The sequence below is a fragment of the Granulicatella sp. genome (assembly GCF_057274575.1).
Window position 1 is genome coordinate 140782 of sequence record NZ_DBHISP010000002.1, and the last position, 15449, is coordinate 156230.

General features: G+C 36.8%; 13 protein-coding genes and 1 other annotated feature. Of the genes, 3 read left to right on the forward strand and 10 right to left on the reverse strand.

From position 1 onward, the window contains the following. Positions 1–19: 19 nt before the first annotated feature. From ACO5V7_RS02025 to ACO5V7_RS02065, 9 genes are all read right to left on the reverse strand, one after another. Positions 20–1399: an MATE family efflux transporter gene (locus ACO5V7_RS02025; protein WP_485484854.1), complete on the reverse strand. Its 1380-nt coding sequence runs from the start codon at positions 1397–1399 to the stop codon at positions 20–22. A 657-nt stretch (positions 1400–2056) separates the two neighbouring features. Continuing rightward, the gene (thrS, locus tag ACO5V7_RS02030) at positions 2057–4000 is read right to left on the reverse strand and encodes a threonine--tRNA ligase (protein WP_485484893.1); all 1944 of its coding nucleotides are present in this window, start codon (positions 3998–4000) and stop codon (positions 2057–2059) included. A gap of 72 nt (positions 4001–4072) precedes the next feature. Next, positions 4073–4286, reverse strand: a binding site (T-box leader). A gap of 56 nt (positions 4287–4342) precedes the next feature. Next, entirely contained in the window at positions 4343–5266 is a 924-nt protein-coding gene (gene dnaI, locus ACO5V7_RS02035; RefSeq protein ID WP_485484855.1) for a primosomal protein DnaI, read from the reverse strand. A gap of 14 nt (positions 5267–5280) precedes the next feature. Continuing rightward, positions 5281–6723, reverse strand: a complete 1443-nt coding sequence (locus ACO5V7_RS02040; RefSeq protein WP_485484856.1) for a DnaD domain protein — start codon at positions 6721–6723, stop codon at positions 5281–5283. 17 nt (positions 6724–6740) lie between these two features. Next, positions 6741–7208 carry a transcriptional regulator NrdR gene (gene nrdR / locus ACO5V7_RS02045; RefSeq protein ID WP_005606839.1) on the reverse strand — a complete coding sequence of 156 codons (468 nt, stop codon included), beginning with the start codon at positions 7206–7208 and terminating at the stop codon, positions 6741–6743. 41 nt (positions 7209–7249) lie between these two features. Beyond that, positions 7250–7849 carry a dephospho-CoA kinase gene (coaE, locus tag ACO5V7_RS02050; protein WP_485484857.1) on the reverse strand — a complete coding sequence of 200 codons (600 nt, stop codon included), beginning with the start codon at positions 7847–7849 and terminating at the stop codon, positions 7250–7252. A 129-nt stretch (positions 7850–7978) separates the two neighbouring features. Then, the gene (locus ACO5V7_RS02055; RefSeq protein WP_485484858.1) at positions 7979–9325 is read right to left on the reverse strand and encodes a glucose-6-phosphate isomerase; all 1347 of its coding nucleotides are present in this window, start codon (positions 9323–9325) and stop codon (positions 7979–7981) included. Positions 9326–9385: 60 nt separating this feature from the next. Then, entirely contained in the window at positions 9386–9775 is a 390-nt protein-coding gene (locus ACO5V7_RS02060; RefSeq protein ID WP_485484859.1) for a CvfD/Ygs/GSP13 family RNA-binding post-transcriptional regulator, read from the reverse strand. A 9-nt stretch (positions 9776–9784) separates the two neighbouring features. After that, complete coding sequence (locus ACO5V7_RS02065; RefSeq protein ID WP_298645966.1) at positions 9785–10375, reverse strand: peptidylprolyl isomerase; 591 nt, start codon at positions 10373–10375, stop codon at positions 9785–9787. Positions 10376–10572: 197 nt separating this feature from the next. Here ACO5V7_RS02065 and ACO5V7_RS02070 point away from each other — a divergent pair, with 197 nt between their 5' ends. The 3 genes from ACO5V7_RS02070 to ACO5V7_RS02080 all read left to right on the forward strand — a co-directional run bounded on the left by ACO5V7_RS02070 (position 10573) and on the right by ACO5V7_RS02080 (position 12700). Beyond that, the gene (locus tag ACO5V7_RS02070; RefSeq protein ID WP_485484860.1) at positions 10573–11082 is read left to right on the forward strand and encodes a divergent PAP2 family protein; all 510 of its coding nucleotides are present in this window, start codon (positions 10573–10575) and stop codon (positions 11080–11082) included. Between the two features lie 13 nt (positions 11083–11095). Then, positions 11096–12082, forward strand: coding sequence for an NAD(P)/FAD-dependent oxidoreductase (locus ACO5V7_RS02075; protein ID WP_485484861.1), 987 nt, complete (start codon positions 11096–11098; stop codon positions 12080–12082). A gap of 117 nt (positions 12083–12199) precedes the next feature. Then, on the forward strand, positions 12200–12700 hold the full coding sequence (locus ACO5V7_RS02080) for a phosphatidylglycerophosphatase A family protein (protein ID WP_263089834.1): 501 nt from the start codon (positions 12200–12202) through the stop codon (positions 12698–12700). Positions 12701–12821: 121 nt separating this feature from the next. Here the strand turns inward: ACO5V7_RS02080 and ACO5V7_RS02085 are convergent, their stop codons facing one another. Continuing rightward, positions 12822–15434, reverse strand: coding sequence for a YfhO family protein (locus ACO5V7_RS02085; protein WP_485484862.1), 2613 nt, complete (start codon positions 15432–15434; stop codon positions 12822–12824). Positions 15435–15449 lie beyond the last annotated feature (15 nt).

Sequence of the window (15449 nt, forward strand, 5' to 3'; positions counted from 1 at the left end):
CTTCCGTTACCTTTCACCATTATACCAAAAGTTCGTCCGCCTTTGGAATTTTGCGCATTTGGTTGAGATAAACTGTGATACAAATTATGAATGAAATAAAATCTGAAACAGGTCCTGAGAAAATAAGTCCATCGACTCCGAACAATGTTGAAAGGAGTAGCATCACTGGAAGGAGAACAAATAATTGACGTGTAAGAGATAAAATCGCCCCTAATTTCGCTTTTCCAATCGCTGGGAAAAATGTTGTCACAATAATGGTTATCCCATTAATGAAAGTGAAGAATAAGTAAGCACGCGCATATCGAACGCCAAATTCATAGTAGAGAGCGTCCCCGCTACCAAACATTTGAATGAGTTGGAGTGGGAAAACTTCGAATAGTATCCATAGTATTGTCGATAAAATCAAAGTCACTTTTAATAGCAAGTTCATTGTTTCATGGACACGTGAATATTTCTTTGCACCATAGTTAAATCCTAAAATCGGTTGTGCTCCTTGATTTAACCCGATCACAACAGCAATGAAAATAACGAAAATTTTACTTACAACACCCCCGACTGCAATCGGAATATCACTACCGTAAACTGATTGTGCACCATACGTACGAAGTAAGTTGTTCGATGTGATTTGGACGATGGTCGCAGATATTTGGAAGATGAACGATGTTAACCCAAGGGACGCAATGACTTTTACATCTTCAAAGGATAATTTAAAATCGCTTTTCTCAAAATGAACCGATCTAAACCGTGGAATGTACGCCACTAATACGAGTGCTGAGACAATTTGACTGATGACCGTTGCCCAGGCAGCTCCAGCAATCCCCATATTAAATCCAAAAATAAATAAAGGATCTAACACTGTATTTAACAACGCTCCTATAATAATCGCCATCATCGAATAAGTAGCTCTACCATCTGCACGAACGAGTGGATTAAACCCAATTGAAAACATAAAGAATGGAATCCCGAGCGCTGTAATGCCAGCATATTCACTGGCATACCCTAAAATTTGATCGGTTGCACCAAATAAATTCAGTAAAGGTTGCAAGAACAAGAGTACAATGCTCATAATCATTAATCCAGCTGTTAAAAGTAACACAACTGCCGTTCCTGTCACTTCACGCGCATGTTTATCTTCCTTTCGTCCTAGCGCCAAGTTAAAGTTCGAAGCTGCACCAATTCCTACCATTAATCCAATCGCCATACAGATTGTCGTAATTGGAAAAGCAATATTTGTAGCCGCATTCCCTAAATACCCTACCCCTTGTCCAATAAATACTTGGTCAACGATATTATAGAGGGCGTTTACCACATTCGCGACAATCGCAGGAATCGCCATTTTCCGAACCAATGTAGTAATTTTTTCAACCCCTAACGGATTTTGTTTTTCTTCAACTACCATTCAAACTCTCCTTTTCAATCAGTTATATATACGCATAAAAAAAGTCCCTCCACACGCGGAGAGATCTACCAATACATTTATCTTAACTTTGCAACCTAAATTTGTCAAACATCCACTCCCGCTATTTCGGTTTCAGAAACTCCAGCGGACACTCCATAAAAAAGCAGCAACGGACGCTACATAAAATAAGCACTCACGGACGCTCCAATTTTAGCGATAACTAATTTTTCGCAAGACTCGTCTTTTTTATCCGCATTTTGATTTATGGCGGTTTAAGAAGCAGCGTTCACTTTATAAAATATACGAATAAAATTTTTAAACGCGTTCTGAAGAATCATGCGGATGTTTTCATAAAAGTAGTAATGGGGAATGATATCAAAACGAATTAGCGGGAGTTAGGAATTTATTCCTTACTCCTGCTTTTGAGGCTTTGTAGGTGAGAGACCTAAGGCTCGAACCGGTATCCCATTACAACTTTTATGAAAACATCCGCATTGATTCGAAAGAACGAGACCACTATAAAAAGACAAATCCCTTATATTTTATTAAGTAGCGATCAGATTCTTCTTAAACCATCCAGCCATAAATCAAAACCTTCGGTTTTATATTTATATTTAAGCACAAAAAAGACTCGTATTGCTACGAGCCTTTGAAAAATTAGTCTTCAAGCGGACGAGAGAAGTTTGCAATCTCACGTTGTACTAACTCTAGATATGCTTCTACAGTCATTGATTTAGTTTCTTTAGAACCATAACGACGAACTGTTACTGTACCTTCTTCAACCTCTTTGTCCCCAATTACTAATTGATAAGGAATCTTTTGAGTTTGAGATGCACGAATCTTGTAACCCATCTTCTCATTACGATCGTCTAATTCAACACGTAATCCTAAACGAGCCATTTTTTCTTTTAACTCACGTGCAGCATCATAATGATGTTCCACACTTACAGGAATGATTGTTGCTTGAACTGGAGCTAACCATGTCGGGAACGCTCCTTTATATTCTTCGATTAAGTACGCTACGAAACGTTCTGCAGTTGAAACAACCCCACGATGGATAACCACTGGACGGTGAGTGTTATCTCCATCTTCCCCAACATAGGTTAAGTCGAAGCGTTCTGGTAATAAGAAGTCTAATTGGATTGTAGACATTGTCTCTTCTAATCCCATTGCTGTACGGAATTGAATATCTAATTTAGGACCGTAGAATGCTGCTTCGCCGATAGCTTCGAAGTATTCTAATCCCATTTCATCCATTGCTTCTTTTAACATTGTTTCTGCTTTGTTCCACATTTCATCATCATCGAAGTATTTATGTTTATCTTCAGGATCACGATAGCTTAAACGGAAACGGTAGTCTTTAACGTTGAAGTCACTATATACTTCGCGTATTAAGTCTAAGATACGTTTGAATTCGTCTTTAATTTGGTCTGGACGAACGAATGTATGTCCATCGTTAAGAGTCATTTCACGTACACGTTGTAAACCGGATAGTGCACCTGATTTTTCATAACGGTGCATCATTCCTAATTCAGCAATACGAATTGGTAATTCACGGTAGCTGTGGATGTGGTTTTTATAAACCATCATGTGGTGAGGACAGTTCATTGGACGTAATACTAATAATTCGCCATCACCCATGTCCATTGGTGGGAACATATCTTCTTGATAGTGAGCCCAGTGACCTGAAGTTTTGTAAAGACCTACATCAGCCATAACTGGAGTGTACACGTGTTGGTATCCAAGGCTGATTTCTTTATCCACAATGTAACGTTCAATTGTTCGACGGATTGTAGCCCCTTTTGGTAACCAGAATGGTAATCCTGAACCAACTTCTTGGCTAATCATAAATAAGTCTAATTCTTTCCCTAGTTTACGGTGATCACGTTCTTTGGCTTCTTCACGCATCTTCAAGAATTCTTTTAAGTCTGCTTTATCGAAGAATGCTGTACCGTAAACACGTTGCATCATCTTGTTGTTAGAGTCACCTCTCCAGTAAGCTCCTGCAAGTGATAATAATTTGAAGACTTGAATACGTCCTGTTGAAGGAACGTGGATACCACGACATAAGTCAACGAAATCTTCTTGTTGGTAAACAGTGATTGTTTCGCCTTCAGCTAAACCATTAATTAACTCTACTTTATAAGGGTCATTTGCGAAGATTTCTAGTGCTTCCTTACGGCTTACTTCACGGCGAACGATTGGGTAGTTTTCTTTAACGATTTTCATCATTTCAGCTTCCACTTCTGGGAGAGCATCTTCTGTTAATTGATTTGGCATATCAGTATCGTAGTAGAATCCTGTTTCAATCGCTGGTCCTACCCCAAAGTGAATTCCTGGGTATAAACGAGTTAATGCATGTGCTAATAAGTGTGCTGTTGAGTGACGTAAGATTCCTAATGCATCTTCGTGATCTGGTGTAACGATTTCGATAGAAGCATCTTCTTCGATAGCGCGATCGAAGTCTACTAATTCTCCGTTCACTTTACCTGCTAATGCTTTTTTAGCTAAGCTTTTACTAATGCTTTCTGCAACTTCTTTTACTGTAATTCCTTTTGGAAACTCTTTAACTGCACTATCCGGAAAAGTAATTTTAATCATTGACATTTTCTTCCTTCTTTCCTTTTGAAAATTCTAAACCAAACAAAAAACCCCATAGTCTGCTACTGCAAACTATGGGACGTCATTCTCTACGTGGTTCCACCCAAATTCATTTGTCTCTCATTGACAAACCTTAAACGGACTAACGCTCCGATACGCCTTACTCTACTCATTTCAAGTAAGGATTCAAAAGTGGTAAAACTATTCCGGACAAAGTGTTGCACCAACCCACTTTTCTCTAAAATGTAACCAAGAGATAGTTTCTTGTCTTTTTCATCATTTTCAAAATATTTAGTTCATTAGTATTTAACCACTAATCTATTTTATTTTCAAGCATTTTAGTTAAGATGGATTTCTGTGGTTAATACCATCTACAAAATACTCTTTTGCTAAGAAACGAATCCGTTCTATTAAACGTTTTGCTTTAAGAAGTTCTTGGTCTCCTTTGTTTGAATGCGCAAAGTGGACTTCTAATTCATCAATCGTGAAGTTCGATGTGAAAAACGTTGGTAATTCTTGCAACATACGATGCTGTAAAATCACCATCAATACTTCATCTCTAAACCATGCACTATTCATTTCGGCACCGATATCATCTAAAACTAAAATAGGTGTGTTTTTAATCGTCATTAGTTTTGATTCAACCGAATTTGTCGCAATCGCCTGTTTAATTTCCGAACTATAAGTTGGAACATTGACTAAAGTCGTTTCAATCCCATGTTCAGACAACTCATTCGCTAATGCCCCCATCATATAAGTCTTTCCAACTCCAAAAGGTCCTGCTAAGTATAAACCTTTTTGATAATGGGTATCCTCTGGTTTGTATCCTTCGATGAATTTCAATAATTCTCCAATGACCTCTTGTCGTTCTTGCGTAAGCGCCGTATCTGAGAAACGTGCTTCTGCAATATTCTTCGGCATATTAATCGAGTGAATCAATCTTTTACGTTTGCGTTCTCTTTCCTGGCGAATCGCTTCTTCTGTGCGACTATAGTTGACTAAAATAAAACCATTATGCACTTCAAGTGACGGTTCTAACCCTGGAGCTTTTACGGCTTGGTGATTTTTTCTGGCATCTCTTTCCATAATGAATTCTAACAACGCAGAGGTTCCTTTACGAACGGCTTGCGGATCTAATTCATTTTTATGACAATCTAAAAACGATTGAACTTCTTCATCAGAGAATATTTTTTCTTCGATGGCTTTTAAATTAGGAATCCTTTGATCCGCCTCTCTTTGATTTAATAATCCTTTAAAACCTTCCATTGTGGTCACCTCCATTATTGTTGTTCTTTTTGTTGACTCGTTTTTAATTTTGCAATTTGATCGGCCAAATGATTTGAAACTTGTTCTGGTTGGCTCTTACTTGGTGCAGGCGTTTGTTTTTCCTTTGACTTGGACTCTTTCGCCCACTCTGGTAATTGCTCTTGATAACCACTATTTTTTCTGTAGTTATTCTTACCCGCATTATGCAATTGCTGTTTCCGCTTAACCTCTCTTTGTAAATCACGGTTCCTTACAGCATCTATCGCCTCTTTAGCGCTTTGAATCCCTTTGGTTGCCCAGTCGTTAGCAATCGCATCTACAAAGTTCCTTGCAAGCGTCGCATGATCCAACTGAACTAGCGTATAGTGGAATAAAATATTCAACACTTCATTTGGCAGACCACTCACAGAGACAAGATCAAAAATTAATTGTCTCTCCGCTTTAGAAACATACCCTTTTTTCTGCGTCTTTATACTTGAGACAAAATCAATGGGGGATAATTCTTTTGAAGCTTGAATTAACATCCCGATTGCATCATCTTCTACCGAAGAGACTTCCTCAGGCTTTTCAGATTTTTCTTTCATTTCTTCTGTGACAGAATGATTTTCCTTCTCTCTCATTAGGTTCACTTTATTTTGAGCAGCTTCTTGACCTAGTTTCAGTAAGAATTCTTCATCAATCACTTTAGTCGATAAATCTGATGCAATCACTAGGAATTGAGCGATTTCTGATTCAGAAAAGCCATACGCTTTATACAATACATCAACGATTCTTTTGACTTCCTTTGTTAAAGAATCCAAATCAACAAATTCCGTCTTCAACAGTCCTTCAATCAAGTCCCAATCGACTTCAGATGAAAATTCCATTGGCGATTGTTGTTTTACATCCATCACCATTCTTTTTTCTTGAGAGAGATTTCTGGTATAAGACTCCATATTGTACGGAAGGCGGTACACTTCTTCAAATTGAGCGCTTGTTGAATCTCCTAAATCTCCTACATTAGTAGCTAAAAATCTCTGCTTCAGTTTTTCAAACCGATGATTTCCCACCTGATTCAATAATAAAGTGGACAGAAGCGCATCTTTAAAAAAGAGTCTTGGAGAAGTTGGCGCTATCAATTCCATCGTATAGGTTTGAGGACGAGAAGCAGTAGGTTCTTTATGATATGACTTCAAAAGTCCTATGCCTTCTAGTCTAGATTTAGCTAAATGAAAGTCTGGCATCCCTAAATTTGTCATGGATAGTAATTCAGAAATTGAAAATACTTCGCTCTGATAGGCAGATGGAGATAATTCACCGTATAAAGTAGCATACAAAAGTGTGGCTTCTTTTCCAATAAACGGAGCATATAATTGCATTAAAAATTGTATTTCTCTTTCAGTAATCCAAACGGGTTGAATGACTAAAATTCCGTCCATTGGTTTATATTTGGACCACGGAAATTCTTTTGACTGCATTCCTTCAATTCCTTTCTTTAATCTTTATTGTCCATTTCAAAAGACATACGTTCTAATTCTTTTAAGAACATTTTTCGGTCTGTAAACTGACGGTACACGCTGGCAAAACGAATATAAGCAATATCGTCAATTTTAGATAAATGATCCATGACCATTTCCCCAATTAAAGTGCTGGATACTTCATTTTCCCCTTCTTGGTTAATCGAACGTTCAATTTCATTAACAATGGTTTCTAACTGTCCCAACGAAACAGGACGTTTTTCAGCTGAACGAACTAATCCATTTAATAATTTTTCACGACTAAATTCTTCACGATTGCCATTTCTTTTGATGACGAGTAATGGTGCTTTTTCTAAACGTTCAAAAGTCGTAAAGCGGTAGCCACATTCTTCACACTCTCTTCTTCTACGAATCGAACGTCCATCATCTGCTGGACGACTATCTACTACACGAGAACCATTATTTTTACATTTTGGACATTGCATAAAAAACACCTCTCCTTATTGTGCTTATTCGATTAATTATATCATTTTTGTCGGAAATTTTCGAGTAGCCACTGATGAACTCTAGCTTCTAATTCTTCAATGGACCCTTCATTAGTCCAAACAATATCCGCCTTTTGAACCTTTTCTTCTAAAGTCATTTGAGATTCTATTCTCTTTAGAGCTTCCTCTTTAGATAATCCATTGCGATTTTTTAGGCGTTGAATCTGAGTTTCCACTGAAACAGCCACTACGATTATGTCATCACAGAGAGTCTCATAATGCATCTCAAATAACAGCGGGATATCTAGAATAATGAGCGGGTGGTTTTGTTTTTTTGCCTCTTGTATTTGAAGTTCAATTTCCGTTCTAATCAGAGGTTGAAGCAAGTCGTTGACCTCCTTCAAAACAGAAGCATCACTGAACATTTTTCTGCCTAATTGCGTTCTGTCTAATGAACCATCGTCTAGTAAAATAGAGTTCCCGAATCGTTTTGTAAGAGATATCAGTCCTACTGAATCTTTTTCAACAACTTTTCTTGCGACGACATCTGCATCGATAATCGGAACGCCAACTTTTTTAAATATATTCGAAACGGTTGATTTCCCACTAGCAATCCCACCTGTTAATCCGATTACTCTCATCTTTTCCCTCCAATAGTTCTTGTAAAACCTATGTTAGTTCAAAACGGCCATTGTCGCAAGTTCTTTTCACGTCAAAACTTGAAAAGATACAAAAAACCGCACCCTCGCTTGGAGAATGCGGTATGTCTATTATAGACGTTCGTTTAATTCTTTTGCTAAGTCTTCGAATCCTGGTTTTCCAAGTAAAGCAAACATGTTTTTCTTGTATGCTTCTACCCCTGGTTGGTCAAATGGATTTACACCATTTAAGTAACCAGAAATTCCAACTGCGATTTCGAAGAAGTAGATTAAATGTCCTAATGTGTAAGCTGACATATCAGGAATGTTCACTACAAAGTTTGGAACTTGACCATCTGTATGCGCTAGTAATGTTCCTTGGAAAGCTTTTGTATTGACGAAGTCCATTGTTTTTCCTTGTAAGTATCCTAATCCATCTAAATCTTCTTCTGTTTCAGGAATTGTTACTTCTTCATTTGGTTTGCCCACTTTGATTACTGTTTCGAAGATGTTACGACGACCTTCTTGGATGTATTGTCCTAGTGAGTGTAAATCCGTTGAGAAGTTTGCACTTGAAGGATAAATTCCTTTGAAGTCTTTCCCTTCAGATTCACCAAATAATTGTTTCCACCATTCAGAGAAGTATTGTAATGTTGGTTCGTAGTTAATGAGTAACTCAGTCACTTTTCCTTTTCGGTATAACACATTACGTGCTACAGCGTATTGGTAAGCTTCGTTTTCTTTTAAGTTTGGTGAGCTATATGCCACACGTGCATCTTCAGCTCCTTGCATTAATGCATCTACATCTGCACCAGTAACTGCGATTGGAAGTAAGCCTACAGCTGTTAACACTGTAAAACGTCCACCGACATCATCAGGAATTACAAATGTTTGGTATCCTTCCACATCTGCTTCAGATTTTAATGCTCCACGAGCGCGGTCAGTTGTAGCGTAAATACGATTTACAGCTTCTTCTTTACCATATTTCTTAATTAATAAATCTTTAAATACACGGAAAGCAATCGCTGGTTCTGTAGTTGTACCAGATTTAGAAATGACGTTCACTGAGAAATCACGATCTCCAATTAAGTCGAGTAACCCTTGTAAGTAAGTTGAGCTAATGCTGTTTCCTGCAAATAATACTTGAGGAGTTTTACGTTTGTCACTTGGTAAGTAGTTATAGAAAGCGTGATTTAAGAAATCAATCGCTGCGCGAGCTCCTAAGTATGAACCACCGATACCAATCACCACTAATACTTCAGATTCTTCTTGAATCTTTTTAGCAGCTGCTTTAATACGAGCAAATTCTTCTTTGTCATAGTCGCGAGGTAAGTTAATCCAACCTGTGAAGTCGTTTCCTGCTCCTAATCCTTCTCTCAAGTCTTTATCTAATGCAGTCACAGTAGATTGCAAGTGATCGATTTCTTCTTGATTAAAGAAACCTAATGCTTTTGAATAATCAAATGAAATATGTCCCATTTGAATGCCTCCTTAAAATTTTTTATATTCGTCAAACAGATTGTTAAAAAAACGAATCTATTAACTCTTATTTTTATCTTTTACAAATTTTTCTTGAGCTTCTTCAATCCATATTGGTAGTTTCTTGGCTAAGCTAGAAAAACCAATCGATGGAGTGTAACGTTTACGATTTTTCTTAATGCGCTGTGGAAAGTCCGGTACATCTAATTTTTCAAGTGCTCGAATCGATAAACTAATCTTATTTGAGAATTCATCGACGTCAATGACTTTCGCTGTCACTTCCTGTCCTACTTTCACAAAATCATGCACATTATCCATATATCCATGCTTACACTCAGAAATATGAATCAATCCTTGCGTATCTTCGTCTAGCTCTAAGAAAACTCCGTAATTTTGTACACCTGTTACTTTTGCAGTAACAATGTCACCAATTCTAAAAGTTTTATTCATAGGACCTCCCTACGCGTTAACTTCCATGGATTCAATCACAACATCTTCAAGTGGACGATCTTGTCCATTTCTTTTAACGCCCTCAATTTTAAGAACGGTATCCATTCCTTCAACAACGCGACCAAAGACAGTATGACGATGATCTAACCATGGTGTACCACCAATTTTAGCATATTCTTCAACGATTTCTTCAGGCCAACCGCCATCTTTTAATTGTTTTAACATTTGAGCTGGTACTTGTTTTGCTGTAACGATGAAAAATTGTGATCCATTTGTATTTGGACCCGCATTTGCCATTGAAAGAGCTCCATATAAGTTAAACGCTTCTCTTGAAAACTCATCCTCAAAAGTACGGCCATAAATCGACTCGCCACCCATCCCTGTTCCAGTTGGGTCGCCCCCTTGAATCATGAAATCTTCAATAACACGGTGGAAGATTACTCCGTTATAATAGCCATTTTTAGCGTGTGTTACAAAGTTTTCTACCGTTTTAGGCGCAATTTCAGGGAATAATTCCAATTTGAAATCTCCATGATTTGTATGCACCGTTACAAGTGGATTACTTGTATTTAATTCATTTAATTGTGGAAATTGACTCATTCTTCCATCTCCTTTTACTTCATTATGATGAATTGCTCATCTAACCTCTTCTATTAAACCACAAAAGCCAAACCGGTGCAATTTAGCCTTTATACAAAACTTAAGAAAAAAATCATTTCATTCTACAAATTTCCTTAGTGATTTTGATGAATTCATGGTATAGTAGATTAGTATAAAAAAAGAAAGAGTGTAGTTGAATGACAATATTTCAGAATTATCCATTAGTCGCTTCTATTTGTTCGATTCTGTTTGCACAATTTGTTAAATTTCCTATTGCCTATTTTTCAAAGAAACCAGATGCTCATGTTTCTTTAGTAACGAGTACTGGTGGAATGCCTAGCTCTCATTCTGCAGCAGTTAGCTCTTTGATTACTGCTTTAATTATCGAATATGGATTCACTTCTCCTTTAGTAGCTATTGCCACTACTTTTGGCTTAATCGTTATGTTCGATGCGATGGCGGTAAGACGACAAAGCGGTGAACAAGGGATTTTATTACAAAAATTATACGAAGAACATTTGCGAGAAGAGTCTAGTTTTCTAAAGCATGTTGAAATTGAATCGGAAGACGATCCCATCAATATTTTCGACACAGAAGAAAATAAAAAATTAATCATTAAAAAGTATTTAGGTCACAAACCAGTAGAGGTCTTTGCCGGGGTATTAACAGGAATAATAATGGCCTTTATTTTAAGAATGTTTTATTAATCGGAGGTACAAGGTGACTCAAGAGATTGTTGATATTATTATTATCGGCGGTGGGCCTGTCGGGCTTTTCACCGCTTTTTACGCTGGTCTACGCCAAGCTTCTGTTAAAATTATAGAAAGTTTACCGGAATTAGGCGGACAACCATGGATGTTATATCCTGAAAAAAAAATCTATGACATCCCTGCTTTCCCTGAAATTCAAGCAGGAGCATTAATTGAAAACTTATTAGCACAATTAGAAAGATTCCCAAACACTCAGTACTGTTTAGAAGAAGAAGCTCTTGAATTAAACAAAACTGAGTTTGGCTATGAAGTAATCACTTCAAAACAAACCCATTTAGCAAAAACGGTGATTATCGCCTGCGGAAATGGAGCCTTTCGACCAAGAAAACTAGAAATTGATGAAGCTTTACAATATGAAGGTAAAAATTTACATTTTTTTGTCAATAACCTAGAACGCTTTAGAGACCATACTGTCGCTATCTGTGGAGGTGGAGACTCTGCTGTAGACTGGGCGCTTGCCTTGGAACCCATTGCAAAAAAAGTTTCTATTATTCATCGTCGGCCTCAGTTTCGAGCTCAAGAACATAGCGTAAAACAACTTGAAGAATCGAGCGTTGAAATGTTAACCCCTTATCTTCCTGAGCAAATAATCGGGAATGGTGAGAAAATTCAATCCGTTGTACTAAAACACGCTAAAGGCGAAGATCAAATCGAAATTCCTGTTGACGATTTCATTGTGAACTATGGCTTCTCTTCTTCTATCGGGGGCATGAAAAATTGGGGATTTGAAGTTCAAAGAAATTGTATTGTGACAAATAGCCAAATGGAAACCACACTTCCTGGTGTCTTTGCGGTTGGAGATATCGCAACATATGACGGCAAAGTAAAAATCATTGCTACTGGATTTGGTGAAGCACCCGTAGCCATTAATGCTGCGATGACGTATGTGAACCCAAATAGTCGACCAAGCACGATTCACAGTTCATCCATGTTCTAACCGTTTACAAAATTTTAAAAAACGCTCAATTCATTTGGGCGTTTTTCTTTTTTTGTGTTAAAATAAAAAGCTACTCTTTTTAAAAGGGTTTCATAATTAATAAAAAGGAGGATTTTTATGAAAAGCCCAAAAGAATTACACGAACGTTCTTTAGAATTGTTATCTGAACGTGGTGTAGACATAGAACAAATTGCTGATTTAGTTTATTTCTTACAAGAAAAATATGTTCCAGGTTTGACAAAGGAAGAATGCCTAAGTAATGTTCACAGCGTTTTAAAGAAACGTGAAGTACAAAATGCTGTCATTACAGGAATTGAAATGGATAAACTTGCTGAGGAAAAGAAATTACATCCATTATTAAACGATGTCCTATCTGAAGACGAGCCACTATATGGAGTCGATGAAATCTTAGCATTATCAATCGTGAACGTATATGGTTCTATTGGATTTACAAACTATGGTTATATCGACAAAGTAAAACCAGGAATTCTTAAAAACTTAGATGATAAATCAACTGGTAAAGTAAACATCTTCTTAGATGACTTAGTAGGAGCTATCGCAGCCGCTGCAGCAAGCCGTCTAGCACACAGCATTCCAGCAAAAGAAGAATTAGACTAATCATGCAAACATGCAAAAAGGATGAAACACAGCACTTCATCCTTTTCTATAAAAATAACGTTATACCGTATACGGTATAACGTTATTTTTTTACACTATTCTCCTAAATGAGTCCAGCAAATTATTCAACTTTCAAAGTATCCATTTTACTATATTTTAAAAGAAAAATTAGTACGCAGACTGATAATACGGAAATGAGACTTCCGACTTTCAGCCCTGGCGGATTATACGCCCAAACAATTTCATGTTCACCTCTCGTCAGTGTAACGCCCATAAACAAATCTAGTGATTTTTTCACCTCTTGTTTTTTTCCATCAACCAATACACTCCATCCAGAATGATGAGGAATCGTAAAGGTCGCAAATCCTTGATTCGAATCTGTAACTGTTACATGTGCTTTAACAGTCGAATTAGAGTAAGAATCAATCGTAATAGAATTTTCTTTTTTGGTTTGTTCTAAAGCATTTGCGAGTGTTGGAATATCCAGTTCATAAAATTTAATGTCTTGAACATTCCATTCTTTGACCTTTCCTTTTTGAAAAGAGAAATTTAAGGATGAAGCAAGATTTCCATTTCCAATTGGCCAAAGCTGATTCGAATGGAAGCGAACTTCATAAGAATAATTCGTCCCTTCAAGCATCACTTTAGATTTATTAATATTTCCTGATTGCGATACAGGGATTTGAACAAAATAAAGTTTATTTGGATTCATCGGTATCGTCCACTGTATTTGTGTCTCTTGTCCTTCATTAATCGCAGTAAACTTTTCTCCAGACTGTTCTAGATTTTTAACAATTGGTTTAGGGGTCGTGATTTCCTTGAGAGCTGAAGTGGAGTTTAATTCAATGACTTCCAATAATTGATTGAGATTCGAAACTGGAGCATTTTGATTGAAGTGAACATTTCTTGCCTTCGATTCATTGGTCAAAAAGCCTAAGGAGAAAACATAAGGATTATGATAGACTGTATATTTTTCAAATGTATCTTCTTTTAAATACAGGCCTCTCATATCAGGGAAAGCCGTTTTCTCATCTCCTGTCATCATTACTCTAGAAACACCGAGCATTGAATCGAGAATGACATTTCGATTGCTATAATTAGCGACTGATTGAGAAGTAGCCAAGCCTAATTGTCCCAACTTTTGAATCAACGAATACTCTAAGCTAGAAGTAAAGTGAGAGCCTCCATTGTAACCAAACGCAATTGGAAAATTGGCATAGGACAGACCTTTATGAATTTCCATTCGCTGAAAATCATAGCGAGATTGTCCATATTTTTCGTCAAACTTGGAGGCTAGTGTCATTTGCTCTTGTATACTATCGCGATTGACAAAATAAGGAACTCTTCTTAAGCCAATAAAGGCGTTTAATGCGAGTTCAAGCAACACAATTCCACTCAATAACTGATATCTTCTTTGAATATTAATTTTTGGAATAAAAACAATCATTAAAATGACTGTCCAGATGACGAAAGCGAGTATTTTTTGTGAGGCATCCACAATTTTTAGAGAAGTCATCACAGAAGCGACTAGGATACTCCCAAATCCGACAGATGTCACTATTACATGAGTCCAATTAAATTCGGCTTTCCATTTTATTAAGCTCTCTGAAGCAAGTACAAATAGAAACGAATTAGCAATCCAAGAATTTCTAAAATAAAATCCTACTGGTCTTTGGCCCATATGCCAAAGTTGATCTAATCCTTGAATATGAAAAGACAATATCATAGTAACTAGCACAATGGACGCTATGATTTTTTCCCTTAGGGTAATTTCCCTGCAGGCATAAAAAGAGAACAGCCCAAATAATCCTAGACTCCCTACAAATAGCTGAGGAAGTGCTTGTGGATCTCCCCATTCTTTTTCCCCGAAAGATCCTACGATAAATTTTTGACTCATTGAAACTAAGTCATTAACCGCTTTAAAGGACCATTCAAATGTATTACTAGCGCTGGCTTTACTTTCTAATAATGCACTAAAAACAGGCAACAACCAAAAAGAAGCGATCCCTACACCAATGAGAGAAAAAAGAGCTACTCGCATGATTTTTGCAAAAATTTCTTTCCATGATTTTTCTTCAGAAAAAGCGATATACATTGTGTATAGAATAATCAAAAGACACATCATATATCCTGTATAGAAATTGGTAATCAAAATCAATGCTAAAAATACCGGAAGTTTAATGGATTTCTTTCCATAAACAACATCCTCAATCCCCAAAAAGATAAAAGGTACGTACACCAAATTATCTAAAAAATTAGGATTATAATGCTGAGAAATGATAAAACCACTTAAAGCATAAGATGTACATAATCCAACAGCGAGCCAATATCGTTTCGATACAGCTTGATATTTTTTCTCTATAAAATAACCAAATACCACTCCCATAACTCCAAAACGAATTAAAGGAATGATATAACTGATGACATGAAAACTCGAGATAGGAAAAAGGACATATAATAAAGTGAACGGACTTAAACTATTAAATCCCCACACACTCGGCATTGCCCCTCCTAATGATTTTTCAAATGACCAAAATAATCCGCTAAAATCGCCATTCCAAAACATTTTATGTAATCCTATGTATAATGGAAAGTATTGCGAAAGAAAATCTCCACTATGAATAGAATTTTTTGAAAAAGGGGTCAAACCTAAACATAGGAAGACCCCAAACATCAATATAAATGGAATAAAAAATAACGAACTATACTTTAATTTCAATTTTGAAATTGTCATTACAGTCTACTCCTA

Bases quoted from the DNA above. Each gene is read 5' to 3' on its own strand.
- ACO5V7_RS02080 (WP_263089834.1), top strand. From the start codon at position 12,200: ATGAAAAGCCCAAAAGAATTACACGAACGTTCTTTAGAATTGTTATCT.
- ACO5V7_RS02040 (WP_485484856.1), bottom strand. From the start codon at position 6,723: ATGCAGTCAAAAGAATTTCCGTGGTCCAAATATAAACCAATGGACGGA.
- dnaI (WP_485484855.1), bottom strand. From the start codon at position 5,266: ATGGAAGGTTTTAAAGGATTATTAAATCAAAGAGAGGCGGATCAAAGG.
- nrdR (WP_005606839.1), bottom strand. From the start codon at position 7,208: ATGCAATGTCCAAAATGTAAAAATAATGGTTCTCGTGTAGTAGATAGT.
- ACO5V7_RS02025 (WP_485484854.1), bottom strand. From the start codon at position 1,399: ATGGTAGTTGAAGAAAAACAAAATCCGTTAGGGGTTGAAAAAATTACT.
- ACO5V7_RS02070 (WP_485484860.1), top strand. From the start codon at position 10,573: ATGACAATATTTCAGAATTATCCATTAGTCGCTTCTATTTGTTCGATT.
- ACO5V7_RS02085 (WP_485484862.1), bottom strand. From the start codon at position 15,434: ATGACAATTTCAAAATTGAAATTAAAGTATAGTTCGTTATTTTTTATT.
- thrS (WP_485484893.1), bottom strand. From the start codon at position 4,000: ATGATTAAAATTACTTTTCCGGATAGTGCAGTTAAAGAGTTTCCAAAA.
- ACO5V7_RS02055 (WP_485484858.1), bottom strand. From the start codon at position 9,325: ATGGGACATATTTCATTTGATTATTCAAAAGCATTAGGTTTCTTTAAT.
- ACO5V7_RS02060 (WP_485484859.1), bottom strand. From the start codon at position 9,775: ATGAATAAAACTTTTAGAATTGGTGACATTGTTACTGCAAAAGTAACA.
- coaE (WP_485484857.1), bottom strand. From the start codon at position 7,849: ATGAGAGTAATCGGATTAACAGGTGGGATTGCTAGTGGGAAATCAACC.
- ACO5V7_RS02065 (WP_298645966.1), bottom strand. From the start codon at position 10,375: ATGAGTCAATTTCCACAATTAAATGAATTAAATACAAGTAATCCACTT.